Raw genomic sequence first — 26,428 nt, 5'->3', positions numbered from 1 at the left:
ACATGGGCGTCGTCTTTATGATTACCCGATGGTGACAATTACCTGAAGACATTCGATCGGCGCATGGGCTAAGGATTTATTTCCGATTCGTCCGTCTGCGAAGAGGAGATGTGAGGCGCCCGGCTATCATGGATGTCCCCCCATTTGTTCATTGCATGCGTTATGCAGAATGCCATCATCCCGCCGATCAGACGCCTGACGCCCGCCGACGCACAAGCGTTCCGCGATATTCGTCTCGAAGGCCTGCAGCGTTATCCAACGTCGTTCGGCGCTTCGTATGACGACGAGCGCATGCAGACGCCCGACTGGTTCGGCGCGCGCATCGCGGATCACGCGGTGTTCGGTGCCGACGGCCGCGATGGCATGTTAGCCGGGGTAGCCGGGCTGCTCGTGCCGACGGGCGCAAAGCTCCGGCACAAAGGCGTTCTCTGGGGCATGTACGTGCGCGAGAGTGCGCGCGGCACGGGACTTGCCGCTGCGCTCGTCGATGCCGTGCTTGCGTACGCGCGGGGCATCGTCGACGAAATCAAGCTCGAAGTCGCGCCGGAGAATCTCGCTGCAATGAGGCTGTATCGCGCGGCGGGATTCGTCGAATACGCGCGCGAGCCGCGTGCGCTGAAGATCGACGGCACGTATCACGATTCGGTCCTCATGACGCTCGACTTCGCGCGCGGTGCATAGCGCGTCGATCAGGAAATCACGAAGAAGGGAATCCCAGCGCAGTTGCCTTGGCGCGCAAGTCGGCGAAGCGCCCGCCGGGCGTCGGCGTCTGCGATGCGCCCTCCGCTGCTTTCGCCGTCCGCGACTTGTCGATGGTCTCGAGACCCGATCCTGTCGACGCCGTGTTCGAGCATTCGAGTCCGAACGGCCCTTGCGCCACCGTAATCGCGGGCGCATCGGTGCGTGGCGCATCGCTCAGATCGAGCGCGTAAGCCATGTTGAACGTGGTCGGATCGCTCGCGCGCACGCCCAGCGGATCGAGCCCGAAGCGCCAGGCAAGCAGTTGATGGATCGAACTCGGATCGAACGGATAGCGCGCCACGTTGTTCGCGCGCACGCGCGGTCCGAGCAATACGCATGGCACACGAAAACCCAAGCGGCCGTCGTTGCCGAGCTTCTGTTCCGCCTCCGACAGCGACTTGACCGGCGGCGCGACATGCTCGAAGAATCCGCCCCACTCGTCGTAGACGACGATCATGAGCGTCTTGCTCCAGTTCGGGCTCGTGCGCAGCGCTTCGTAGATTTGCGCGAGCAGGACCTGGCCGTTGCGGACATCGGCATGAGGATGATCGTCGTTGGACGTGCCGTTCGCCTCGCCGGCAAAGCTCGGATCGACCATGCAGAACGACGGCAGATTGCCGCCCGCCGCATCGGACAGGAAATCGGAAAAGAGCTTCGAGCGGCCGACGTAACGCGTGCCGTAAAGCGCCGTGAACGGCACGTCATGAAAGTAATACTTCGACGACACGTTCTTCGCATCGAGCCGGTCCCAGATCGTCGATAGCGACGACGTATCGAGCGTATCGCTCAAGCGATCCGTTTCGCCGCTATGCAGATAGACGCGGTTCGGAAACGTGTCGGCGAGAATGCCGCTCATGTAGTAATCGCAGACGGTGTATTGCGTCGCCGCCTGTCGATAGAACTCGAGATCGCTGCCGGTGAAGTAACCGATCGGCAGCAGATCGCCGCGCGTCTTGTTCGTATCCGGCGTGAGCAGGAAGCCGTTCATCGCGCCGTTCGCGAGATGCGTGCGGCCTGCGTCGTAGGCGTGATCGGGATCGGCAAACTGGCAGCCTTGATAACCAAACGCAGCGTTGGCGGACAGCGCGAATGTCGATTGCACCGTGCCGAACGCATCGGTGAACTGCTTGCCCGCCTGCACGCCCTCCGCGCCCGGCACCCAGCCGAGCATGTGATCGAAGGAGCGGTTTTCCATCGTCACGAGCACGATGTGATCGATGCCCGAAGTCTCCGGCGCGGGCAACGCCGGACGCGGCAGATTCGCGCGATCGGACGGAATCGTGCCGATAGGACTCGTCGGCGTGACGGTGCCCGAGTCATCGTCGCTGCCGCCGCCACCGCAGGCCGACAGCATCGCCGTGCTGGCGAACGCGGCAAGCAGACGCCGGCGTACCGCGTCGGGTTCGTTGGAAGGCTTGTGTGCCATGACGGCGCTCCATGTGAGTGTTGTTATCGAACGCCGTTCTCGGAAACGCGGTTGCGCCTTGAACATCGAACGCGAACGGCTTGTGGGTGCCGGGTTGTAGCACGCCGCGTTCCCGGCACCCTTCACTCACATGGCGACGCTGCTATGCGCGCCCCACTACCGAACTGCTCGCGCCGTCCTTGACGGGTGCATCGAGCGAATACGCATCCACGCCATCGACACAGCCGAGGTTCACGCGCCATTCAGCAGGATTCGAACGCGTTTGATGGAACGTGTAAATTCCACAGCGCTTGCAAAAGTAATGCTTCGCGACCTGCGTGTTGAATTGATAAAGCGTGAGTTCGTCCTCGCCCGACAGGATGCGCAACTTCTCTTTGACAAAGGGCGGCGACATGACCGCGCCGCGCCTTCGGCAGAAACTGCAATTGCAGCGCGCGGCGGGTTCCGGCGAAGTTTCGACTTCGAAGGTGATCGCGCCGCAGTGACACGCGCCTTTCAGGGTCGTCGGGTTCATCGTGGATACGGCTCCTTTGCGGTTTTCGGTCAGGCCGCGTCCTCCACGTACTGCGCGAGTCCGCGTCCGAACGACCAGTCTTCGCGGCGATTCGGCGCGAGCGCGATCATCACGTCGTCGGGCCGCAGTCCGGGCGATGCCGCGAGCTTCGCCACCAGTGTCTTGTAGAACGCTTTCTTCGTCGCCGTGTCGCGCCAGTCGCTCGCGGTGATGTGGATGAACACGACGTCGTCGCTGCGTTCGACACCGAGATAACCGGGATCGTAAATGAAGTGGTCGCGCTCGTGTTCGTCGATCAATTGAAAGCGGTCGTCGGCGGGGACCTTGAACGCTTCGACGAGCGCTTCGTGCACGCCGTTCGAGATCGCGCGGATATGCTCGCGCGGCTTGCCTTTCATGAGCGATATTCTGACGAGCGGCATGATGAAACTCCTTCGAGATCGAGTTCGGGTGATCTCGACTCTACGCCGCACAATGCATGATGAATATTGAATACTTTTGGATCGACCGTTCGACTAAACGGGATCATCGCGCGCGCAGCGCGTCCACGATATTCATCCGCGACGCCCGCATCGCCGGCAGGAATCCGCCGACGAGTCCCATCGCGAGCGAGAACCCGAGTGTCTTTGCGATCACCGAAGGCGTCAGGATGAAGCGGAACGACAAGTCCGCGAAGGTCTGAAAATTGGTCGTGGAAAACGAAGCGAATTGCATCAGCGCGGCGCACGAAAGTCCGGCCACGCCGCCGACCAGCCCGAGCAACAACGCTTCGAGCAGGAACGCCCCGAGCACGTCGAAGCGCTTGAAGCCGAGCGCGCGCAACGTTCCGATCTCCGCGACACGATTGGCCACCGACGCGTACATCGTGATCATCGCCCCGATCATCGCCGCGATCGAAAAGATGATCGACAGCGTGAAGCCGAGGATATTGATGAACGTCGACAGCGCCTTCGACTGATCGCCGTAGAACACCTGTTCGCGCTTCGCTTCGTCGGCGAGGCGCGGGTCCATGTCGATATCGCCGCGAAAGCGCTCGAATGCATCGCTGCGGGCGAGCCGCACGACCATCGACGAATAACTCGTGCGCCGGAACGATTGCATCAACTGATCGACGTCGCCCCATATTTCCGAATCGAAGCCGCTGCCGCCCGCATCGAAATGGCCGACGACGGTCCAGTCGCGCTGCGCGAAACGCAGGGAGTCGCCGATGCGCGTGCCGCCGAACCCCTTCGCGATGCTGCTGCCCACGATGATCTCCGACGAGCCGCGCCTGAACATGCGCCCCGCCGTGAGCTTCACTTGCGGACGCAATTGCACGCCCATCGGCGAGACGCCGCGAATCACGACGTTGGCGGGCGTGTTGGTGCCGAGCTTGGTGAGCGAGATCAGCACGACGGTTTCCTTCGATGCGAGCGGCTCGCCGTCGCCGTTCATCGCGACCGACGGATGCATCTCCATCACGTTCGCCTGATTGCGGTCGATCGCGCTTTGTATCTCCGTCTCCGCGCCCTTTCGGATCACGACGACGTTGTCCGCTTCGCCCGTCGATACGAGCGTTTTCTTCAGTCCCGCGTCGAGCATCAGCACGGTCGCGAACACGAACACCACGAGCGCGAGACCGCCTGCCGTCAGCATCGTCGTGAGACGGCGCGCCCAGAGATTGCGTGCGACGTAGGAAACGGGAATGGCCATCGCGCGTCCTCAGCCGATCGCCCGCAGGCCTTCGACGATGCGCACGCGGCTCGCCTGCACCGCCGGCACGATCGCCGCTGCCATCGCGACGGCGAACGCGCATGCCGCCTGCAGAAGCATCGTCTCGTGCGACACCATGAAGACCGGGAACACGCCGCCTGTGGCGTGCTTGAAGACTTCGGCCATCGGCGGCGTCGCCAGGATGCCGATGCCACCGCCGATCGCGCAGATTGCCATCGATTCGCCGAACACGAGCACCGATAGAAATGCGGAGCCGAAGCCGAGCGCCTTCAATGTCGCGTATTCGGTGATGCGCTCGCGCGCGCTCATTGCCATCGCGTTCGCCATCACCGCCATGATGATAAGGATCACTACATATGACACGACGCGTATCGCCGCGATGATCTGATTCGACATTGCGACGAAGCCGAGCTGAAACGCCTGCTCCGTTTCCGTCAGCGTTTCGGCGAGCGAGTTCTTGAAGACATTGTCGATCTTGCGCGACACGACAGCCGCTTCGTCCGGATCCTTGATGCCGACCACGTACACGCCGACCTGATCGACATTGCGCTTGGTCGTCTTGCGGATCGTCTCGTTCAGATAGTCGTAGTGAAAAATCAGTTGCCGCGTAATGGTCGATTCGTCGCGCCCTTCCATGATGCCGCGCACGACGAAGTCCCATGTTCCCGGATAGATCGTGCCCTTGAGCGGAATGACGTCGCCGACCTTGAAGCCGTATTGATCCGCGAGCTGCCGGCCGATGAGCGCGCCTTTGCGATCGCGTCGATAATCGGCGCGTTGCTGCTCGGGCACGATGAACTCGGGATAGAGATCGAGATAGTTGTCGGACACGGCGAACTGCGCGAAGAAGTTCTTCGGATCGCGATACACGCCGCCGAACCAGTTCGAGCGCGCAACGAGCGTCACGCCCTCGACGCCGCGTATGCGGTTCTCATAGGCGAGCGGCAACGGAAACACGAGCGAGATTGCATTGCGCGTGACGAGCCGCGCGTTCGATGCAGCCGCGGCGCCTGCATACCACGCATCGACGACGGTATGCAAAAGACCATATGCGAGCACCGCGATGGTCAGCCCGAGCACCGTCAGCGTGGTGCGCAGCTTGTGCCGCATCGCGTTGCGCAGGATCAGCTTGAACACGAACATGATGGCTTAGCCCACGGTTCCATCGATCAGCTCGCCTTTCTCCAGATGCACGAGCGCCTTCGCCGCGCCGGCCGCGTGCGCGTCATGCGTCACCATGATGATGGTCTTGCCGAGCTTGTCGTTGAGACGTTGCAGCATCGCGAGGACATCGGCGGCGGAGCTGCGGTCGAGATCGCCGGTCGGTTCGTCGGCGACGATCAGCTTCGGGTCCGTGATCAGCGCACGCGCGATCGCGACGCGCTGCTGCTGCCCGCCCGACAGCTCCGACGGATAGTGACTCATGCGATCGGCCATGTTGACCATGTCGAGCACCATCGCGACGCGTTCCTTGCGCTCGTGGCGCGTGAGGCGCGTGAGCATCAGCGGCAACTCGACGTTCTCGAACGCGGACAGCACCGGCATCAGGTTATAGAACTGGAAGATGAAGCCGACGTTCGCCGCGCGCCAGTCGGCAAGCGCGGCTTCGGGCAGGCGCGTGATATCGAGTCCGCCGACGAGCAACTCGCCGCTATCGGGCCGGTCGATGCCCGCGATCAGGTTGAGCAGCGTGCTCTTGCCCGAACCCGACGGCCCCATCAACGCGACGAAATTGCCTTCCGCGATGGACAACGTGATGTCGGTGAGCACCGGCACGGTCTGCACACCGCGCCGATACGACTTCGCGACGTGGCTGATCTGAACGAGAGGCGTCGTGCTCACGTTATTTCTTCGCCAGCGTGACTTTGGCGCCGTTCTTGATCTTGTCGCCGGGCGCGAGCACGAGCACGTCGCCGGGCTTCACGCCCTGCACAGCTAGCAGATCGCCGATGCGCTCGCCCGTCGTCACCGGCACTTCGCGCGCGGCGTCGTGATCGACCACGTAGACCACTTTCCTGCCATCGCGCGTGACGACCGCCGATGGCTGCACGGCGACAACCGCCTTCTTCTCCTCGGGCGGCACCGGCTTCGACAGGAACGCGACTTTCGCGGACATATCGGGCAGCACGCGCGAATCGCGTTCGACGAAACGCACTTTCACGAGCACGGTGGCTTTGGATCGATCGACCGTCGGCACGATGCGCGACACGCGGCCCGCGAAGCGCGCGTCGGGCAGCGCATCGAGTTGAATCTCGCACGGCTGATCGACAGCGATGCGCGCGATGTTCGACTCGGCGACATCGGCTTCGACTTCGAGCGTCTTCATGTCAGCGATGGTGACAACCGCGCCCTTGCTGTCCGACGCCGATGAGAACGGCGTGATGTTGTCGCCGACATTCGCGTGCTTCTCGATCACGACGCCGTCGAAGGGCGCGCGAATCACGGTTTGATCGACGGCTACTTGCGCTGCCTGCGCGTTGGCTTGCGCGGAGACGATCGCGGCTTCGTCGCTGTTGATCGACGCCTTGGCCTTGTCGAAGCGGGCGAGCGCGGCATCGTACTGTGTCGCCGGAATCGCGCCTTGCGGTGCGAGGATCTTGTAGCGCTTGAGATCGACTTCCGCGTTCTTCAGTTCGGCGCGCTGCAGCTCGAGATTCGCCCGCGCGACCTTGACCTGCGCCTGGGCCTGCGCGAGCGACGCAGCCACGTCATTGCTCTCCAGCCGCGCGATGATCTGCCCTTCCTTCACCGGCGTGCCTTCGAGCACGCCGAGCCATTCGACGCGCCCTTGTCCTTTCGATGCGACTGCGGCCTTGCGTTGCGGCACGACATAGCCCGTGGCGTTCAGAAGCGTATAGCTCTGCGACGGATACACCGACGTGACCGTGGCGGTTTCGACGGCCTGCGGGCCGGTGAGACGAAACGCCACGCCGATGAGCGCGAGCAGAATCGCAACGATGATGGCGTAACGAAGCCAGTTGCGCCGGCGCCGCGGCATCGCGGCAGACGGACCCCGGTCGATCTTGAGTTTTTCTAAGTTGTGTTCAGCCAATTTTGGACGTGCGCCGCGGAATGGGCCCGCGGATCGGCATGCGGTGAAAGGATGGTCAGTATAGCGCTGTCCTTTCAATCAGCTTCCCAAGGCCACCCGCTCCGGCTCGTCGGGCTCGAACCAATCGGGATTGCGTTCCGCGATCGGATGCAACGACACCAGAATCTCGCGCAGATGCGCGCGCATCGCTTCCTCGGCGCCATCGGGATCATGCGCCTTCAACGCGCTCACGATGCGCGCATGCTGCTTGATGAGCAGATCGAGCGGCGATACATCCGGCAAGCTCAGATAACGCACGCGATCCATCTGCGCCTTGATGTCCTGGATCGTGTCCCATGCAGCGACGCAGTCGATCGATTGCGCGATCTGCATGTGGAACTGTTCATCGAGTGCGAGAAAGGCAGTGGTGTCGTTCACTTTCGATGCGCTCTTCTGCTCGCGAAGATTCGCGGCGAGATCGTCGAGTTGCGAATCGGTGATGGCGACCGCGGCCTTGCGCGCGACCGCCGTTTCGATCGCCTCGCGAATGAAACGCCCTTCGCGCACCTGACGCGGCGAGATTTTTTTCACGAAGGTGCCGCGCTGAGGCAACACTTGCAGCACGCCCGCCTCGACGAGCTTGATGAAGGTCTCGCGCACCGGCTGCCGCGAAACCTGGAACATCTCCGCGACTTCCTTTTCGGAAAGCGGCGTGCCGGGCACGAGTTGTCCCGCGAAGATCGCCTGACGCAGCGCCCGAAAAATCTGCTTGCCGATGGGCTCATGCGAGTCGTGCGATATCGCCGAAGTCAGATCGGGCAATTCGAACTTCTGCGATGCGAGCGGCCTGCGTACGCGCGCACGCCGCACTGCAGCCGAGCCATTCGACACGATACCGTCTTGCATGATTGAACCTGAACGCTAATGAGGAGAAAGCGAGCCACGTTCGCGCGCCTCGCTTCCCGATACTATCACGCAGCACTCGCCGCGCTTTCACGCTTCGCGCGCGCTTTCGGCTCGCGAATCCATACGAGCGAACACAGCGCGCCGAGCACCGCGATCGCGCCGGCCAGAACGAAGGCGCTGCCATACGCGCCGTGCGTCGCCTCGACGATGAAGCCCGTCACCGCCGGTCCGATCACGCCCGCGAGATTCGCGAGCAGATGCACGAAACCGCCCACGCCGCCGACGTTTTCGCGCCGCACCGTGTCCTGAATCACGGCCCAGTACACGGACCCGGTTACATAGAGGAAGAAGATCGTCACGGACATCAACGCCACCGCGCCCTGCGTGCTCTCCACGCGCCCCGCGAACGCGACGCACAGCGCCGCCATGCCGAGGCACACGGTCAGCACGATGCGGCGCGACATGAGCGGCTTGCCTGTGATACGCAAAATCGCATCGGTGATGAAGCCGCCCGCCGCGAGCCCGATGCTGCCGAGCAGCCACGGAATCACCGTCGCAAAGCTCATGTCGCGCAGGGACATGTGATGCGCTTCGGTCAGATACGTCGGGAACCACGAGAGAAAGAAGAACAGCACGTAGTTGTATGCAAAAAACGCGAATGCCGTGGCGAGGATGATCGGCTGACGCAGATAAAAGCCGAGGTTCGCCTGCTTGCCGTGCGTGCCGTGCTCCATCGACGCGGCGTCCTGCTGGCCCGCGACGATAAGATCGAGTTCGGCCTGCGTGACGCGCTTGTTCTGTTGCGGATGCTCGGTCGTCGAAAGCGCCCAAAGCACGAGCCACGCGAAGCCGATCATCATGATGATGACGAACGCCCAGCGCCAGCCGAACTGGATCGCCATGTAACCGACGACCGGGCCGGCGAGCGCGCCGCCCAGCGGCGTCCCCGAACTGATGACCCCGATCGCGCTCGCCACTTCACGACGCGGAAACCAGTTGTTCACCATCTTGCTGTTCGACGAGCTGAACGGTCCCTCTCCCATGCCGAAGAGCACGCGAAGCACGATCAGCGACACGAGACTGCTCGCCAGCGCAGTCGCACCGCAAAACAGCGACCAGATGCCCATTGCGCCGCCGAAGACTTTCTTCGCGCCGATCCTGTCCGACAGCACGCCGCCGACAAAATTGAATAATGCATACCCGATGAAAAAGCTGCTGAACACGATGCCCATCTGCGCATGCGTGAAATGCAGGTCTTTCTGGATGAGCGGAGCGGCGATGGAAAGCGCCGCGCGGTCGAGATAGTTGACGACGCCCGCGAGGAACAGCAGGCCGACGACGAACCACCGCTGACTTTTGATCATGTCGAGTCTCCGATGCACCGCTTCTCGTGGCCTTCCGGTCCGGCGGCTTCATGAATGATGAATTTTGAATGCCGATGCCAAGTAGCGCCCGTCAGTCGAACTGGAGATGCACCTTCATCGATTGAGAGCGATCCAGCGCGACTTCGAATGCACGATTCGCTTCGGCGAGCGGAAATGCGTGCGTCATCAGCAGACGAAGGTCGATGCGCTGCGAGGCGATTTCATCCGCGGCGATCGCGTATTCATCGGTGAAGCGGAACGAGCCCTGATAACGCAGCTCTTTCGCCATCACGAGGTTCGCCGCGACCGGCGACTGACCGGCCGGCAGATTTCCGAGCTGGATCACCGTGCCGCCCGCACGCACCGAGCGCAACGCGGTGTCGAGACCGGCGGGGCTGCCCGATGCCTCGATCACGACGTCGAAGGTGCCGCGTTCGCGCGACCAGGCATCGATGCGCGCCTGATCGTTCGCGAGCACGGTCTCGTCGGCGCCGAGCGACGCCGCCATCGCGAGCGCCTTGTCAGCAAGATCGAGCGCGACGATGCGATGCGCGCCCGCGCGCCGCGCGGCGGCCAGCACGATGCAGCCGATCGGCCCGCAACCCACGAGCAGCATCTTCGCGCCGACGAGCGGGCCGGCGAGCTTCAACGCGTGCAACGCGACAGCAAGCGGCTCGGCCATCGACGCCTGCGCGAAATCGAGTGTATCCGGCACCGGAACGCATTGCCGCGCGGCTGCCGTGATGTATTGCCGGAACATACCCTGCATATGCGGGAACGTCGACGCGCTGCCCATGAAGCGCATCTTCAGGCAATGGTTCGGCATGCCTTTCACGCAAAAGCGGCACGTTCCGCAATTCAGGCCCGGATTCACCGCGACCCGCTGGCCGACTGCAAGGCCCGTCACGCCCTCGCCCAGCGCGGCAATCTCGCCCGCGACTTCGTGACCGAGCACGAACGGCTCGCGCACGGCGAAGTCGCCGCTTTTGCCCTTGAAGTAATACGAAAGATCCGACCCGCAGATGCCGCCCGCGCGCACGCGAATCTGCACCTGTCCGGGTTCTGGTTCGGGCGTGTCGATCTCGTCGATGACGAGCTTCTTCGGTTCGTGTAGAACGGCTGCGAGCATGATCTATGTCCTGGAATCTGCAGTTTGCACTTTGTATAAAGCGTTTCGCATGCAATCAACGGCGGGCGGCGAGCGCCGGTTCTGCGTTCGATCCGGCGATCGCGGCATCGTGTTGCGGCGCGCCCCAGTCGTGCAGATCACGGCCGACGCGCGCCGGCGCGGTCTCGGGCAGAAGCAGAAGCGAGATCGTCGAGACGATGCCGAGCGCGGCAACGTACACGATGAGACCGATCGAGCTTCCGCCCGTCGCCTGAATCAGCTTCACCGCGACGAGACCTAGCGCGCCGCTGCCGATCAGCGAACCGATCTGCCAGATGAGCGCAATGCCGCTGCATCGCACGCGTGCCGGAAAGAGCTCGGGAAAGAGCGATGCTTGCGGCGCATAACAAAGGCTGTGGCCGACGGTGATCGCGAGAATCATCACGGTCTGGATCGCGAGGCGGCTGCCGCTATCGATAGCGTGAAAGAGCGGCATGACGAGCAGCACATGCAGCACTGCGCCCGCGATGAATGTCGCGCGCCGACCGATGCGATCCGACAGTGCGCCCGCGAGCGGGATCGCAATCAGTTCGAGCACGACCGCGACGATGATCGTCTGCAGAAGCAGCGAGTCGGCGATGCCGTGCGCGCGGCCGTAGGCGAGCACGATCATCGTGTACATCGCGAACGTGCAAGCCTCGATCAGCTTCGCGCCGACACCCTTCACGATCGTCGCGCCGTGCTGCTTCACCACTTCCACGACGGGCCGCGATTCGACCGCCTTGGTCTCGCGGATCGCCGCGAACACCGGCGATTCCTCGGTGCGCAGTCGAATATAAAGCCCGACGACGACAAGCACGATGCTGCCGAGAAATGGCAGACGCCAGCCCCAGTCCATCAGTTGTTCGTGCGTGAGCATCGCGGTCAGAACGGCGAAGATGCCCGATGGGATCAGAAAGCCCGCGGGCGCGCCGAGCTGGACGAGGCTCGCGAAGAAGCCGCGTTCGCGCGGCGGCGCATATTCGGCGGTGAGCAAGACCGCGCCGGCCTGCTCGCCGCCGACGCCGAAGCCTTGCAGCACGCGGATCAGCACAAGCGCCGCCGGCGCCCAGATGCCGATCTGCGAGTAATCCGGCAACAAGCCGATGGCGAACGTGCCCAGACCCACGATCAGAATGGTGACAATCAGCGCTTTCTTGCGGCCGATCTTGTCGCCGAAATGCCCGAACACGATACCGCCCACAGGCCGCGCGACGAACCCGACCGCATACGTGGCGAACGCGGCCAGCGTGCCGATCAGCGGATCGTGGCTCGGAAAGAATTTTGCGCCGAACACGAGCACCGCTGCCGTGCCGTACACGAAGAAGTCGTAATACTCCGCCGCCGTGCCGATGGTCGATGCCGCTGCCACCCGGCGCAGCATCGCGCTGGTTTCCCTGTGTGCCATGTCTGTCTCCGGTATCTTGTGTTTTGAATGCCTTAAACCAAACGCGATTACCAGTTCCAGAGCGTGCCGTCTTCGAGGCGCGCCACCGGCAAGTACGCCGGATCGTACGGATACCTTGCGGCGAGCTTTTCGTCGATGTCTACACCGTGCCCCGGCGCTTCGCCCGGGTGCATCATCCCGCGATCGAACGACCATGCATGCGGGAACACATCGAGCGCTTCCTTCGGAAAGCCCATGTACTCCTGCACGCCGAAGTTGGGCACCCACAAGTCGAAGTGCAGCGCTGCGCCCATGCAGACCGGCGACAGATCCGAAGGACCGTGGCAGCCCGTGCGGACCTGATACAGCGATGCGAAATCGGCGATGCGCTTCAGATGCGTGATGCCGCCCGCATGCGTGAGCGTCGCGCGGATGTAGTCGATCAGTTGCTCTTCGATCAGCTGCTTGCAGTCCCAGATGCTGTTGAACACCTCGCCCACCGCAATCGGGGTCACGGTGTGCTCGCGGATCAGACGGAAGCCGGCCTGATTCTCGGCGGGCGTCGGATCCTCCATCCAGAACAGGCGATACGGCTCGACCGATTTGCCGAACCGCGCCGCTTCGATCGGCGTAAGCCGGTGATGCACATCGTGCAGCAGATGCGTGTCGAAACCGAACTTGTCGCGCACGGCTTCAAAGAGTTTCGGCACGAAATCCAGGTACTTTTCGGAGGACCAGCTCTGCTCCTCGACCGCACCCTTCGTCGCCGGCTCATACATGCCGTCGCCCTTCGCGACGCCATAAACCGAACGCATGTTCGGCACGCCGCACTGGATGCGAATCGCCCTGTAGCCCTCTTCGATATGCTCCGCGTAGCGGTCGAGCGCTTCGGGGATGTCGCGGCCGGTTGCGTGTCCGTAGACCATCACGCCGTCGCGCGACGCACCGCCGAGCAGCTTGTAGAGCGGCATGTTCGCGGCCTTGCCGAGGATGTCCCAGAGCGCCATGTCGACGGCGGCGATTGCGGTCATCGTGACGGGGCCGCGTCGCCAGTACGCGCCCTTGTAGAGAAACTGCCAGGTGTCTTCGATGCGGCCCGCTTCGCGCCCGATCAACAGCGGACATACGTGATCCTTCAGATACGACGCGACAGCGAGTTCGCGGCCATTGAGCGTCGCATCGCCGATACCGTAGATGCCCTCGTCCGTTTCCACCTTCAGCGTGACGAAGTTGCGGCCGGGGCAAGTCACGATCACGTCGGCGCGGATGATCTTCATAGGTATTTCCTTGAATGGGCATTCGATGTGCCGGATACTACCATACCAGTATGTTACGACGTCAATAACGGGTTTTCCCCATTCCTAATTCAAAATGCCATCGAAAATGCCTGAGAAATCAATGCTCTCCCGTACATCGCTCAATGCACTCGAAGGCCATTGCCTGTCGCGCGAGTGGCACGAGCCAGCTATCGGCATCGTGCATCTGGGCATCGGCAACTTTCATCGCGCGCATGAAGCGCTCTATACCGAAGAGGCGATGCTCGCCGAGCCGGGCGATTGGGGCATTTGCGGCGTCACGCTGCAGGGCGACGTCACCAAGCGCGATGCGTTGATGGCACAGGACGGCCTCTACAGCGTCGTGGAACGCGGGCCGGACGGCGTGCGCGTGACGGTCGTGCGTGCATTGCGCGAAGTGCTGGCGATGCCCTTCGATCGCGCACGTCTCGTCGAGCTTTTCGCCGACGAACGGGTCCGCATCGTCTCGCTGACGGTTACGGAAAAAGGCTACTGTCGCGATCCGCGAACCGGCGATGCCGACTTTGCGCACGCGGGCGTCGCGCACGATCTCGCGCATCCGGACGAGCCGTCCACCGTGCCGGGCATACTCTGCGCCGCGTTGCGAGCGCGACGCGACGCGGACGCCACGCCCTTCACCGTGCTTTCCTGCGACAACCTCTCGCACAACGACGATGCATTGCGTCAGGCGGTGTGTTCGTTCGCACGCAGGCTGGACCCGGCGCTCGCGACGTGGATCGAGACGCGCGTCGCGTTTCCGTCGACGATGGTCGATCGCATCGTCCCCGCCACGACCGACGCGGATCGCGAAGCCGCCCAAGCGGCGCTGGGCGTGGGCGATGAAGTGCCCGTGCCGTGCGAGCCGTTCAGGCAATGGGTCATCGAAGATCGCTTCCCCGCCGGGCGTCCTGCGTGGGAAACGGCAGGCGCGCAACTTGTCGACGACGTCGCGCCCTTCGAGATCGCGAAACTGCGCATGCTCAACGCGACACACTCGACGCTCGCGTATCTGTCCATGCTCGCCGGTTTCGACACGATCAGCGACGCCGTCGGCCACCCGCCGCTGAAGTCACTGATCCACGCGATGATGACGCGCGAGATAGCGCCGACGCTCGCGGTACCGGCATCGTTCGATCTCGCCGCATACCGCGACGCGCTCCTCGACCGCTACGCGAATCCCGCGCTGAAACACCGTTGCAGCCAGATTGCGATGGACGGTAGCCAGAAGATGCCGCCGCGAATTTTGTCGACCATTCAGGTAAGGCTCGACGCGGGTCAGCCGTTCGAACGGCTCGCGCTTGCGGTGGCGGCATGGTTTACGTTTCTGCGCGGGCGAGCGGACGACGGCACCCGTTACGCGATCAGCGATCCGCTGGCCGAACGTCTCACGAAAGCGGCGGAGGATGCGACCACGCCGGCAGGCCTCGTCGATGCGCTCGTCGGCGCAAGCGATGTTTTCCCCGCATCGCTGGCACGCAATCCGGTTCTCCGGGAAGCGCTTCTGCGCGCCGCGACAAGGCTCGCGAACGGCGCGCTCACGGCGATCGACGAATATGTGCGGTTGGATTGAATTCATTATCACGCATGCAAAATGCCGAACAGTCCGCTTCGTTTTAAGATAGCCACTTCCATCATGAGCGGCCCTGACGCGCCAGGAGTGGCAGGTGTATTTATTGAAACGTGGACGTAGCTCTGCTCTGTGCATCGCATGCGCGCTGTCGTGGGTATCCGTATCCGCTCTGGCGGCCGCGCCGCAGCCTGGCCGTGCAGCGAGCGCTGCCGACATCGCGAGCGGCGCCAAGGCGCAAGGCATCATGTCGGCCGACGCGCTTGCACCGAACTTTACCGGCGACGATCCGGAACACGTCCGCGATGCGCTGGCAGGTCATTCCGCACCGGGACAGCCTGCATCGATAACCGGCCGCGTACGGGCGTTTCTTTCGCGGCCTTTCACCAAGGCGCAGCATGCCGCGAGCCAACCCGGCGCGCAGACAGATCGCACCTTCACGTTCGTCATTCCGGTTTCATACGGCGTGCGCTATCTGTCGAAGAAGAAGGTGCTGACGGTGAACGTCTCCCTGGCGGCGTCTCACGATCCGGATGCCATCCTGCTGAAGGAAACGGTAAAGGGGCAAAGCGGCCGCAAGCTCGTTGTTGCGCCTGAAGCCAAGGAAAAGGGTTTCGTTCAGACCTTCGACAGCATTGAACTGAAGCAGGAAGGCAGCGCGAGAACCACGGTCAGAGGCAGCATCGTGCTTCCGAACTTCGACCGCGCGCATGGCAGCGATGACTTCGCGATCGTGCTCATCTGCACGCTCGCGCCACCCTACTTGACGGACGACATCGAGCATAACGCGCCCACCGATGAAGAACCCACGGATATCACGCGCAGAACATCGATATTGATGGGCCATGTCGATGCAGCGTGGCTCATCGATCGCAAGGAAGGCACGATCATTACGAAGCGGCTGCGCCTCGTGAAGTGAAAGGCGCGCCGCTCTTCTGTTCGATCAATATTCGACGTTCGAATCCAGCGGATAGACGGGCCGCTTCAGGTTCTCGAATGCGAAGAGTCCATAGTCCGAACTCGTGACACCGCGGCTATCGCATTCGACGAGGCCACCCGATATCGGCACGAAGACGGGGCGGCAATACATGCGCGACTTGAGAATCAGAAAGCGCGCGCCGCGTGGATCGATGCCGACACTCTCGAACACGCCCAGGTCCCACGGCTCGTGCGTGCGTTCCGTTACAAGGATGCGCGCCGCGGCGGTCTCGATCACGGCCGCGCGGCCCATGAACGCACGCTGTCCCGTATACGTCGGTCCGCTGATGATGTATTCGCCATCGGTCAACGCCCGCACTATGCCGGTAACCTCGAGCGGCGGCTTTGCTCGCGACGCCACGCTCGCTAGCTTGTTGCCGACGCCGATCGTGACCGTTGCGCCCTCGCCGGCTGCGAAGAGTTGCGCGACAGCTTCGGGATCGCATAAAGGTCCGACGACGATGCCATCGAGTCCTTGCTTCAACGCTTCTTCGAATGCGTCGGTCGTGTCGCACGTTCCGCCCGACATGCAGTTGTCGCCGTGGTCGAGCAGCAGCACGGGCTTGTCCGTTTCGCGTGCGAGCGCAGCGCCCTCGCTGATCGATTGCGTGAGCGGCACGCTGCGATAAACGAACGCGTCACGCTCGTTCCAGATTTGCCGCGCGATGCGGTCCGCCACGCTCTGCGCCTTCGCGCGCTCGCCATCCGCCACCACGACCACGCTGATGCAAGGGGCGGCGATATCCGCCAGCGAGAAACCGGATAGCACCGACACGGCCAGCACGCCATCTTCAGCTTCGGCTGCGCGCGCGGCATCGACTGCACGTTTCATTGCACCGTCCGCTGTCGAACTCCTCAGCGTATGCGTTAGCAGCGGCGGCTGCGCCCAAGCGATCACGGGCTTCGCCTTGTCATGAATCAGATCGAGCAGCAGTCGCGCCGCATGCTCACCGCTCTCGTACATATCGACGTGAGGATAGGTCTTGAAGCTCGTGATCACGTCCGCGTTGTCGATCATCTTCTGCGTGACGTTCGCATGCAGATCGAGGGATACGGCAATAGGCGCATGTGGCAGCGCGCGTCGCACGCGTTCCAGCAAATCGCCTTCGCCATCGGGCGAATTCTCCGCGACCATCGCGCCGTGGAGGTCGAGCATCACGGCATCGCAGCCTTCTGTTGCATCGACGATCGACTGGCAGATCGCGTCATAAGCGGCGGCGGCGACGCGACCGCTCGGATTTGCCGAAGCGGATATCGGCGTCACGATGTCCGCATGTTCGCGCTTCGCAGCATCGATGAATGCGGACATCGCCGTACGCATGCCGGCATTCTCGTTATACGCTTCGGCGCCATGACACGGACCGTCGCGCCCGAATGCTTCGAGCGGCGTCGCAACGGGCGAGAACGTGTTGGTCTCGTGGTTCATGCGGGCGATGAGTATCTTCATGCTGCGTCTCCTTCGGACGCGTTGGCTGCGCGCAGCATCGCTTGCAGAAGCACATTGCAGCCTGCTTCGAGATGATCGGCGCGCGCATCCTCGATCTCGTTGTGGCTGATGCCGTCCTTGCACGGCACGAAGATCATCGCTGCCGGCGCCACGCGTGCGAGATAGACGGCGTCATGACCCGCGCCGCTCACGACATCCATCGACGTGAAGCCGAGCGCATCGGCGCTCTCGCGCACCGACGCAACCAGCGATGCGTCGAACGGTTGCGGCGCGAAGTAGACAACTTCGTCTACCTTGACCGGCAGATCCGCTTGCTCGCATGCGTCGCGCATTGCACGGTCCATTGCGAGAAGCGTCGCGTCGTCTGGCGCGCGCAGATCAACGGTCAGCTTGACGCGCCCCGGAATGACATTGCGCGAGTTCGGATGCACGTCGACCCAGCCGACCGTTCCGCGTCCATGCGGCGCATGATCGATTGCGATGCGATTGACGGCGCGAATGAGATCTGCCGCGACGAGCAAGGCGTCGCGGCGCAGTTCCATCGGCGTCGGACCCGCGTGCGCTTCCATGCCTTCGATCGTCACGTCGTACCAGCGTTGACCGAGCGCGCCTTGCACGACGCCGATCACCTTGTCCTTCGCCTCCAGCACCGGACCCTGCTCGATGTGCGCTTCGAAATACGCACCCACGTCATGCGCCTCGACGCGATCTCCCGCATAACCTATCGATGCCAGCGCGTCCCGCACGGACACGCCGTCGCGATCCTTCTGCGCGAGTGCATGATCCAGCGTGAACGCGCCCGCGAATACACCGGAACCCATCATCACCGGCACGAAGCGCGAGCCTTCCTCGTTAGTCCAGACGGCAACTTCGAGCGGCGCAACCGTACGCACGTTATTGTCATTCAGCGTGCGCAACACTTCGAGGCCCGCCAGCACGCCATAGTTGCCATCGAACTTGCCGCCCGTCGGTTGCGTATCGATATGGCTGCCCGTCATCACAGGCGGAAGATCGTCACGCGTGCCCGCACGGCGCGCGAAGATGTTGCCGATCGCATCCACGCGCACGGTGCAGCCGATTTCCTTTGCCCACGCGATAAAAAGATCGCGGCCTTGCTTGTCGAGTTGCGTCAATGCGAGACGGCACACGCCGCCCTTCTCCGTCGCGCCGATGCGCGCGAGTTCCATCAGACTATTCCAGAGACGCGCACCGTCGATGCGCAGAGCGGCCTGCGCCGGCATATCATGAGCTTGCATTCGAGGTTCCTGAGCTGAGTGATGCAGATATGAGGTTCAGACGACGCCCACGCCGAGATAGCGATCCTTGATCGAATCATCGGCGATGAACGCATCGTTCGTTCCTTCGTACACGATGCGCCCTTGCTCAATGATGTAATGGCGGTCGGCGAGTTGCGTGCAGACTTCCAGATTCTGTTCGACGAGCAGGATCGTCACGCCCGCTTGGCGAATCAGCTTCAGTTGCGCGACGATTTCCTCGACGATCACAGGCGCGAGTCCTTCCACCGGTTCATCGAGCATCAGCAAGCGCGGATGATTCATCAATGCGCGGCCGATCGCGAGCATCTGCTGCTCGCCGCCCGAGAGTTGGCCACCGCCGTTCGTCCGGCGCTCCTTGAGACGCGGAAAGATGCGATAGATATCCGCGAGTTGCCATGGAGAATCTTTGCGCGCGCCGAGCCGCAGATTCTCTTCGACGGACAAGAGCTTGAAGATACCGCGATGTTCCGGCACGAAGCACACGCCGCGCGCAGCGATCTTGTGCGGCGGCATCTTCGCGAGCTCGACGCCCTTGAACTTCACGCTGCCGCGCTGCGGCGCCACGACGCCGGCGATGCTTTTCAGCGTGGTCGATTTTCCCGCGCCGTTACGGCCGAGCAGCGTGACGGTTTCGCCTTCGCCCATCGTGAGCGAGACGCCTTGAAGAATATGGCTCTTGCCGTAATAGCCGTGAATGTTATCGACATCGAGCATCATGCGCGTCCTCCGGTGATCATGTTGCCGAGATAGGCGCTGCGCACACGTTCGTCCCCGCGGATATCGGCGGGCTTGCCTTCGACAAGCACGCGGCCTTGCTGCATCACCGTGATGATGTCGGAGATGTCCATCACGATATCCATGTTGTGCTCGATCAGCACGACCGTGTAGTCATCGCGCAGACTGCGGATCAGATGCTTCATGTCGTCGAGATCGTCGATGCCCATACCCGAGGTCGGCTCGTCGAGAAAGATCGCCTTGGGCCGGGCGGCGAGCGCCATGCCCACTTCGAGACGCCGCTGCTGGCCATGCGATAACGCGCTCGCCTGCGTCGACGCCAGGCGTTGCAGCGCGAGACGTTCGAGAATGCCATCGACCGTATCGCGATGTTCCAGCGCGCCGCGCGGCGGCGTCCATGCGTTGAGTGCGCGCTTCGAGTCCACGCCCTGCGCGGCGAGCCGCAGATTCTCACGCACCGACAGATTCGTGAAGAGGCTCGTCACCTGAAACGATCGTGCGATGCCACGCTTCACGCGACGATGATCGGGTTCCTGTGTCACGTCGTGACCATCGAACACGATATTGCCCGCGGTGATCGGCACGGTCCCGGTCAACACATGAAACAGTGTGGTCTTGCCCGCACCGTTCGGTCCGATCACGGAATGCACCGTGTTCCTTGCGATGCGCAGATTGACATCGGTTAGCGCGGCGAACTTGCCATAGCGCTTCACGACGCCCTTTGCTTCCAGTATCGACGCGCTCATGCCGGCTCTCCTCGATCGCGCTTCATCGCGCGCCAGATGCGTTCACCCAGACCCCACAAACCGCGCTGCATGAAGAGACTTACCGCGATCAGCACGAGCCCGAGCAACAGCAGCCAGCGCGGCCATAGCGTTGAAAGCCAGTCGGCGAATAGCACATAGAACGCTGCGCCCAGTACGGAAGAAAAGAGATTGCCCGTACCGCCGATAACGGTCATCACGAGAATCATCTCGCTCGTGTGGTAGTCGATGTTCGATAACGGCGCGATGCCCGTCATCATCGCGTGCAATGCCCCGGCCAGGCCAGTGACCGCACCCGATACGACGAACGCGGCCAGCTTGAAACGCTTTACGTCATAACCTACGGCAGCGGCGCGCGCCTCGTTATCCCGGATTGCGAGCAGCGTGCGGCCGAAGACCGAATGCGACACGCGCAACATGAACCAGAATGCGATCAAGAACAATACGGCGACGAACGCGTAGTACTGCCACGGCGACACGAGCGAAACGAGTGGCTGCCCGAAGAATGACAACGCGGGCCGCGGAATATCGAGCAAGCCGTTGTCGCCGCCGGTGAGATCGGGTGTCGTATAGGCAAGGAAGTAGAACATCTGCCCGAATGCGAGCGTGAGCATCACGAAGTACGCGCCGCGCTGACGAATGGAGAACCATCCGACGAGAGCCGCGGCGAGCGCACCCGCGATGATGGCGCCGAGCAATGCCGCAGGAATCTGCAGCCCCGACTTCGTGAGGATCAGACCCGCGGCATAGCTTCCTAGACCGAAGAATATGCCTTGTCCGAACGACAGCAGGCCCGTATGCCCGAGCAGCAGATTACAGCCGAGCGCGGCGAGCGCATAGACGAGCACTTCGGTTGCGAGCGATCCGGAGCGGATCGTCAGCGGAAGAACGCAGACGACGATGGCCGCGAGCAACAGAAAGCGATAGCGATGAAGCGACTGCCTGAGGGATCGCGGTGGCGCGCTCATGTCCAGTGTCTTCGAATCCAGTTTGGAATTCACGCGGTCCTCCCGAGTAATCCGTTCGGACGCAGCAGCAGCACCGCGGCCATCGCCACATAGATCATGAGGCGCGCGCCTTCCGGCCACAGCGTACTCATCACGCTCTGCACGATGCCGACGAGCAGTCCGCCGACGAGCGCACCCAGAAAATTGCCCATGCCGCCCACGACCACGACGACGAATGCGACGCCGAGTGCTTCGATCCCCATGAACGGATCGACGCCGCGTATCGGCGCGGCAAGCACGCCCGCGAGTGCCGCTGTTCCCGCACCGAGCGCGAATACAAGACTGAAGATGCGCGTCACGTTGATGCCGAGCAGCGATACCATCTCGCTCGATTCGCTGCCCGCTCGCACAGCGCTGCCCAGCCGCGTGCCTTCGAGCACCCACCATAGAATGCCCGCCAGCACCGCCGTGAACGCGATGACGAAGAGGCGATACTTCGGGTAGATGAAGCTGCCCCACATCACAACGCCGTTGAGAACGTCCGGCACCGGGACGTTATCGCCGAGCGGTCCCCACGCGATGATCGCGCACTCCTGAATCACGAGCGCAAGGCCGACTGTCGCGAGAATATGGAACTCGTGTTGCTGTGCATAGACGTGGCGCAGCACGACTTTCTCGACGATCCATGCGATCACGGCGACGACGATGGGCACGACGACGAGCGCACTCCAGAAGTTCATCGACCACTGCATCGCCTGATAACAGAAGTACGCGCCCAGCAGATAGAAAGCGCCGTGCGCGAAGTTCACGAAGCGCAGCAACCCGAACACGATCGACAACCCGACCGCGAGCAGAAAATACAGCATGCCCACGCCGATGCCGTTCACGACCTGCAACAGATAAACGTTCATGGCCTTGCATCAGAAGAGTGGCAACGCGAATGCAGAACTCGCCCGCATTCGCATGAAAACAACGCGCGTCACAAGATCAGGCGATCACGCAAGCTTGCATTGCGTCTTGTCGAGCGGCAGGAACGACTGGCCCGAACTCACGATGTCGGCGTAATCGTCTTTATCCTTCATCTTGCTCTTGGGCTTGCCTTTGAGAAGATAGTAGTTCTTCAACACCTGATGATCGCCCGCGCGAATTTCCTCCGGCCCGGTCAGGCCCGCGTACTTCATGCCTTGCAGCGCAGCGACGACTTTTTTCGGGTCGGCGGTGCCCGCTTTTACGATGCCGTCGAGCAAAATCTTCGTGCAGATGTACGAACCCGCGAGGCTATAGTTAGGGTTCGACTTATAAGCCGCATTCACGCGCTTGACGAGGTCCTGATTGAGCGGCGTATCGACCGCATGCCAGTATTGCGCGCCGAAATAGACGCCCTCGCAGATTTCCGGTCCGAGTGCTTCGAATTGCTCCAGCCCCGACGCCCATGCCATCAGGATCGTGCAGTTGTTCTTCATGCCAAAGCTCACGGCCTGACGCAACGTGTCCGATGATTGCGAGCCGAAGTTGAGGATAAGAAGAACATCGGGCTTCGCCGCGACAGCATTCGTCAAATAACCGCTGAACTCTTTTTCATTGAGCGAGTGATAGCTGTTGCCCACATGCTCGATACCCTTCTCTTTGAAGATGTTCTTCGCCGCCGATAAAAGCCCGTCTCCGAACACGTATTGCGGCGTGATCGTGTACCAGTGCTTTGCATTGGGCATCGACTGAATGAGCGGCCGCACCGTTTGCTCGATCGCGCCGAAAGTGGGCACTGACCAGCGAAACGTCGCGCTGTTGCAATCCTTGCCGGTGAGTTCGTCGGCGCCCGCAGTCGTGATGAAGATGCCGCCGGCCTTCTCCGCTTCCTTGCCCATCGCGAGTGCTTCCGACGAAAGAATGCCGCCCGCGAAATAACGTGCGTTCTTCTGCTGCGCGATTTCCTGCACGCGGCGCACGGCCGTTGCGGGTTTTCCCTCGGTGTCGAGCGTCGCATAGGCGAGCGGTTGACCCAGCACCTTGCCGTATTGTTCGATAGCCAGCTTCATGCCGAGATCGGCGTACTTGCCATTGGCCGCGAACGGGCCGGACATCGGCACAGGGCATGCGAACTGGATCGGCGAGCCCTGCGCAAAGGCGCTTCTTGCGACGAGCGCTTCGAACGATCCTGGAATGGCCGACAGCGCGGCCAGCTTCAACATGTTTCGGCGATTCAAAATTGACGCTCCTTGAGAAGATGACCCGCGCAGCCGCCCCGCTTTTTTTTCGTGGTAGGTTCAAACCTCGGCTCGCTTCATTCTATTTATCATGATAAATAGAATGAACCCGATGCTAGGAACAATAAATTCGGGTGTCAATAAGGCAATATTCCAGTCTGCGAATTCGCGACACGCACGCGTATAAAGCAGACAAAGACAGGGAGCATCGACATGGTGATGGAGCGTGCAAAACGCACCGGGGCGGCAATCGAAATCGCGCAGCAGCCGATCAAACAGCCCAAGCGCGCGGATCTCGTCGCCGAAGAAATCAAGCGGCTGATCACGGAAAAGAACCTGAAGCCCGGCGACAAGCTGCCGCGTGAAGTGGAATTGCAGCAGCTCTTTTCCGTCAGCAAGAGCACGACGCGCGAGGCGCTCAAATCGCTGGAAGTGCAAGGGCTGATCAAAGTGACGACGGGACCTTCGGGTGGCGGCACGATCGTCGAGGTACCGCTCGATCGCACCTTGCAACTCTTGCAGAACTATCTGTTCTTCAAGGACGTGACCATCGACGATATCTATACGGTGCGTCAGTTGCTCGAACCGGAGCTCGCTGCGGGCGCAGTGCCGCATCTCACCGACGATGACTTCAACGCGCTGGAAGCGAACATCGCTTGTTGCGACGAGCCGGCCTCGGCGCACGCGAATCGCGACATCGTCCGGCAACGACAGGAAGACGTGAACTTCCACGATATTCTGGCCGCTGCGAATCCCAATCCGTTTTTGCGCTTCACCTGCGAGTTGATCAACGAAATGATCCGGCAACTCATCGAGTTCAGGAACGACACGCCGCAAGCCGAACATGAACGCTTCGGCCGCGCGAACGTGAAGATTCACAAGGCGATCACCGAAGCGGCGCGCGCGCGGGACGCGGACAAGGTTCGAGAACTGATGGTGATTCACATGACCGAGGCGCCGCGCTATGTGAAGCGCATGAAGGGCAAGCTGCGCGGGCGGCTCATTCTCGACTCGGAGATTCGCAAGCGCATGGGCGGGCGCGGCGGGTGATTCGAGCATGGCCGTGAAGAAAGGATTGAGCCTGAGCGACTACAATCGGGGTGCAAATACGCGCGGCGCTGTTCACCACATAGCGCATAAGATGCAAACCAATCCATAAGATACGGAGTTTTTCGACGCATAGCGCAGTCGCGCCGCACATCATGTCGTGCCCGGATGTGCGGAAATCGCGCCGCGCGGAGAACCTGAATGCCCGCCAGATTAAAAGCCGTTCGTAAGACCGGACGCATGGTCAGTCGCCGGTTGATGCGACGCAACAGCACCGCCGCAATCCGCTTCGCCGAAGTGTTTTCGCACTTTCCGGCGCTCGCTGGTCTTATCGGCACCGCCATCGCCATTTGTATGGCCGTGTTGTCGTTTGCCGCGCTGTGGCAGGGACGCGCGCAAGCGCTGCAAAACGCGCATCAGGCTGCGGCCAACCTCGTCGCCACCTTGAGCGCCGATATCGCGCGCAATATCGAATCGAGCGACCTGTCGCTGCGCACCATCGTCAATGGCGTTAGAAACCCTGCCGTAATGGGGCTTCCGCCTGATCTGCGCAAGCTTGTTCTATTCGATGGCGCCACCGGCATGAACTCCGTCGGCGGCGCATTCGTGATGAATCGCGAGGGACGCATCGTCATGGAACGCGATCCTTCCGATCATGCGGACTTGCTCTTCAACGATCGCGACTACTTCAAGGTCCACGCCGAGCACCCCGACGCCGGTCTCTACATTTCCGGACCCTATGCGTCGCGATTGCGCAAGGGCGCGGCTTCGCTCGCATTGAGCCGGCGCATCGATGCATCGGATGGCTCGTTTGCGGGCGTCGCCGTGATCGCCTTGAACGTCTCCTACTTCAAGGACCTGCTGTCGCGCGTGAAGCTCGGCACTTCGGGCGCGGTGTTCATCGTGCAGCAGGATGGCGTGATGATCGCGCGCAAGCCTGCGCTGCCAGGCGATAGCGACGGCTACGTCGCGAAGTCACCGACCTTCGCCGCGATGCGCGACGCGGCTTCAGGCTCATACATCTCACGGTCTCCGCTCGATGGCGTCAGGCGGCTCTATACATTCCAGCACGTACCCGGCACCCGATTGATCGCGGCGGTCGCGCCCGCCGAGGATGACGTCCTCGCGGCGTGGCGCGAACGCAGCCTCGTCATCGGCGGATTGACGATGGCGTTCGGAGGCGGCTTCATCGTCATCTCATGGCTGCTCGCAATTTCACTGCGCTCGCGAGCAATTGCGCAAGAGAAGCTGCAACGGCTCGCGGGTACCGATGCGCTCACCGGACTATGCAACCGCCGCGCGCTGGACCGGCAGCTCGACGAAGAATGGCGGCGAGCGCGCCGCGTCGATCAGCCCCTGTCCGCGCTATTCATCGACGTGGACCACTTCAAGCTCTATAACGACACCTACGGTCACGCGATGGGCGACGACGCGCTCATCGCCGTGGCCGACTGCATACAAAATGCCGCGAAGCGCCCCGGCGACATCGTCGCGCGCTATGGCGGCGAAGAATTCGTCGTGGTTTTGCCGGGCGCCGCGGCGAGCGGCGCGCTCACATTTGCCGAGCGTCTGCGCGAGAACGTGGAACAACTCGCCATTCCTCACAGCGCGGCGCCAAGGAGCGTGCTGACGATCAGCATCGGCATTGCCACGGCCTCGCCACGCCATAACGACGACGCGCTCAAGTTGCTGAACAATGCCGACGCCGCGCTCTATCTCGCCAAACGCAGCGGGCGCAATCGCGCCATCCACGAAGACAGCGTCGCCGGCAGCGGCGCCTGACGCGATGCACGTGAAGTCGGACGTATCATGCGTCGTGAATGCAATCCGGCGTTTTGCATGCCGCATTCAAACTGCACATCCGAAGGAGTTATTCCGATGACCGCTTCGACCGCCGTACTCGCGATTCTCTTTTCACTGTTGCTGGGCGCGATGATT

The 26,428-nt window shown here is 62.1% G+C and carries 24 protein-coding genes; 5 read left to right on the top strand and 19 right to left on the bottom strand.

All coding sequences use genetic code 11. From position 1 onward, the window contains the following. Positions 1–162 precede the first annotated feature (162 nt). Entirely contained in the window at positions 163–681 is a 519-nt protein-coding gene (locus tag LDZ23_RS21170) for a GNAT family N-acetyltransferase (RefSeq protein ID WP_008347894.1), read from the top strand. A 16-nt stretch (positions 682–697) separates the two neighbouring features. Here the strand turns inward: LDZ23_RS21170 and LDZ23_RS21165 are convergent, their stop codons facing one another. From LDZ23_RS21165 to manD, 12 genes are all read right to left on the bottom strand, one after another. Beyond that, on the bottom strand, positions 698–2,167 hold the full coding sequence (locus LDZ23_RS21165) for an alkaline phosphatase family protein (RefSeq protein WP_008347891.1): 1,470 nt from the start codon (positions 2,165–2,167) through the stop codon (positions 698–700). 142 nt (positions 2,168–2,309) lie between these two features. Then, positions 2,310–2,681 (bottom strand): GFA family protein, encoded by a 372-nt coding sequence (locus tag LDZ23_RS21160; protein ID WP_008347889.1) that lies wholly within the window; start codon positions 2,679–2,681, stop codon positions 2,310–2,312. 29 nt (positions 2,682–2,710) lie between these two features. After that, complete coding sequence (locus LDZ23_RS21155) at positions 2,711–3,103, bottom strand: tautomerase family protein (RefSeq protein ID WP_008347888.1); 393 nt, start codon at positions 3,101–3,103, stop codon at positions 2,711–2,713. A 103-nt stretch (positions 3,104–3,206) separates the two neighbouring features. Next, entirely contained in the window at positions 3,207–4,373 is a 1,167-nt protein-coding gene (locus LDZ23_RS21150; protein ID WP_008347886.1) for an ABC transporter permease, read from the bottom strand. Between the two features lie 9 nt (positions 4,374–4,382). Then, positions 4,383–5,537: an ABC transporter permease gene (locus LDZ23_RS21145; RefSeq protein WP_008347884.1), complete on the bottom strand. Its 1,155-nt coding sequence runs from the start codon at positions 5,535–5,537 to the stop codon at positions 4,383–4,385. Positions 5,538–5,543: 6 nt separating this feature from the next. Beyond that, entirely contained in the window at positions 5,544–6,236 is a 693-nt protein-coding gene (locus tag LDZ23_RS21140) for an ABC transporter ATP-binding protein (protein WP_008347883.1), read from the bottom strand. Position 6,237: 1 nt separating this feature from the next. Further along, a complete protein-coding gene (locus LDZ23_RS21135; protein ID WP_008347880.1) occupies positions 6,238–7,392 on the bottom strand; it encodes an efflux RND transporter periplasmic adaptor subunit in 1,155 nt (384 codons plus the stop codon). A gap of 132 nt (positions 7,393–7,524) precedes the next feature. After that, positions 7,525–8,331 carry a GntR family transcriptional regulator gene (locus tag LDZ23_RS21130; RefSeq protein ID WP_008347879.1) on the bottom strand — a complete coding sequence of 269 codons (807 nt, stop codon included), beginning with the start codon at positions 8,329–8,331 and terminating at the stop codon, positions 7,525–7,527. Between the two features lie 65 nt (positions 8,332–8,396). Beyond that, positions 8,397–9,695, bottom strand: coding sequence for an MFS transporter (locus tag LDZ23_RS21125; protein ID WP_008347877.1), 1,299 nt, complete (start codon positions 9,693–9,695; stop codon positions 8,397–8,399). A gap of 91 nt (positions 9,696–9,786) precedes the next feature. Beyond that, positions 9,787–10,824 (bottom strand): L-idonate 5-dehydrogenase, encoded by a 1,038-nt coding sequence (locus LDZ23_RS21120; protein WP_008347875.1) that lies wholly within the window; start codon positions 10,822–10,824, stop codon positions 9,787–9,789. Between the two features lie 55 nt (positions 10,825–10,879). Continuing rightward, a complete protein-coding gene (locus tag LDZ23_RS21115; RefSeq protein WP_033536187.1) occupies positions 10,880–12,250 on the bottom strand; it encodes an MFS transporter in 1,371 nt (456 codons plus the stop codon). A gap of 47 nt (positions 12,251–12,297) precedes the next feature. After that, positions 12,298–13,506 (bottom strand): D-mannonate dehydratase ManD, encoded by a 1,209-nt coding sequence (gene manD, locus LDZ23_RS21110; protein WP_008347871.1) that lies wholly within the window; start codon positions 13,504–13,506, stop codon positions 12,298–12,300. A 121-nt stretch (positions 13,507–13,627) separates the two neighbouring features. On the opposite strand from manD, the gene LDZ23_RS21105 reads away from it, so the two are divergent. Continuing rightward, on the top strand, positions 13,628–15,094 hold the full coding sequence (locus LDZ23_RS21105) for a mannitol dehydrogenase family protein (protein WP_244808208.1): 1,467 nt from the start codon (positions 13,628–13,630) through the stop codon (positions 15,092–15,094). 94 nt (positions 15,095–15,188) lie between these two features. Then, positions 15,189–16,010: a hypothetical protein gene (locus LDZ23_RS21100; RefSeq protein ID WP_008347867.1), complete on the top strand. Its 822-nt coding sequence runs from the start codon at positions 15,189–15,191 to the stop codon at positions 16,008–16,010. A 24-nt stretch (positions 16,011–16,034) separates the two neighbouring features. On the opposite strand, the gene LDZ23_RS21095 is transcribed toward LDZ23_RS21100, so the two are convergent. The 7 genes from LDZ23_RS21095 to LDZ23_RS21065 form a co-directional block, all read right to left on the bottom strand. Beyond that, complete coding sequence (locus LDZ23_RS21095; RefSeq protein ID WP_008347864.1) at positions 16,035–17,516, bottom strand: M81 family metallopeptidase; 1,482 nt, start codon at positions 17,514–17,516, stop codon at positions 16,035–16,037. Continuing rightward, positions 17,513–18,772, bottom strand: a complete 1,260-nt coding sequence (locus LDZ23_RS21090) for a Zn-dependent hydrolase (RefSeq protein ID WP_008347863.1) — start codon at positions 18,770–18,772, stop codon at positions 17,513–17,515. The genes LDZ23_RS21095 and LDZ23_RS21090 overlap by 4 nt, the downstream gene beginning before the upstream one ends. A gap of 36 nt (positions 18,773–18,808) precedes the next feature. Further along, positions 18,809–19,510 (bottom strand): ABC transporter ATP-binding protein, encoded by a 702-nt coding sequence (locus LDZ23_RS21085; protein WP_008347862.1) that lies wholly within the window; start codon positions 19,508–19,510, stop codon positions 18,809–18,811. Beyond that, positions 19,507–20,274, bottom strand: a complete 768-nt coding sequence (locus tag LDZ23_RS21080) for an ABC transporter ATP-binding protein (protein WP_008347861.1) — start codon at positions 20,272–20,274, stop codon at positions 19,507–19,509. Before LDZ23_RS21080 ends, LDZ23_RS21085 begins: the two co-directional genes overlap by 4 nt. Further along, positions 20,271–21,260 carry a branched-chain amino acid ABC transporter permease gene (locus tag LDZ23_RS21075; RefSeq protein ID WP_235366230.1) on the bottom strand — a complete coding sequence of 330 codons (990 nt, stop codon included), beginning with the start codon at positions 21,258–21,260 and terminating at the stop codon, positions 20,271–20,273. Before LDZ23_RS21075 ends, LDZ23_RS21080 begins: the two co-directional genes overlap by 4 nt. Before the next feature lie 29 nt (positions 21,261–21,289). After that, positions 21,290–22,150 carry a branched-chain amino acid ABC transporter permease gene (locus tag LDZ23_RS21070; protein WP_034470975.1) on the bottom strand — a complete coding sequence of 287 codons (861 nt, stop codon included), beginning with the start codon at positions 22,148–22,150 and terminating at the stop codon, positions 21,290–21,292. Between the two features lie 84 nt (positions 22,151–22,234). Then, a complete protein-coding gene (locus tag LDZ23_RS21065) occupies positions 22,235–23,443 on the bottom strand; it encodes an ABC transporter substrate-binding protein (protein ID WP_244808207.1) in 1,209 nt (402 codons plus the stop codon). A 213-nt stretch (positions 23,444–23,656) separates the two neighbouring features. On the opposite strand from LDZ23_RS21065, the gene LDZ23_RS21060 reads away from it, so the two are divergent. Together LDZ23_RS21060 and LDZ23_RS21055 are read left to right on the top strand one after the other, a co-directional pair. After that, the gene (locus LDZ23_RS21060; protein ID WP_008347857.1) at positions 23,657–24,493 is read left to right on the top strand and encodes a FadR/GntR family transcriptional regulator; all 837 of its coding nucleotides are present in this window, start codon (positions 23,657–23,659) and stop codon (positions 24,491–24,493) included. Positions 24,494–24,748: 255 nt separating this feature from the next. Beyond that, positions 24,749–26,272 (top strand): sensor domain-containing diguanylate cyclase, encoded by a 1,524-nt coding sequence (locus LDZ23_RS21055; protein ID WP_008347856.1) that lies wholly within the window; start codon positions 24,749–24,751, stop codon positions 26,270–26,272. The last annotated feature ends 156 nt before the right edge of the window (positions 26,273–26,428 follow it).

This window comes from Caballeronia zhejiangensis, from assembly GCF_022879815.1.
GTDB lineage: Bacteria > Pseudomonadota > Gammaproteobacteria > Burkholderiales > Burkholderiaceae > Caballeronia > Caballeronia zhejiangensis.
Note: the sequence above shows the minus strand (reverse complement) of the source record. Positions and strands in the feature narration are given on the sequence as shown.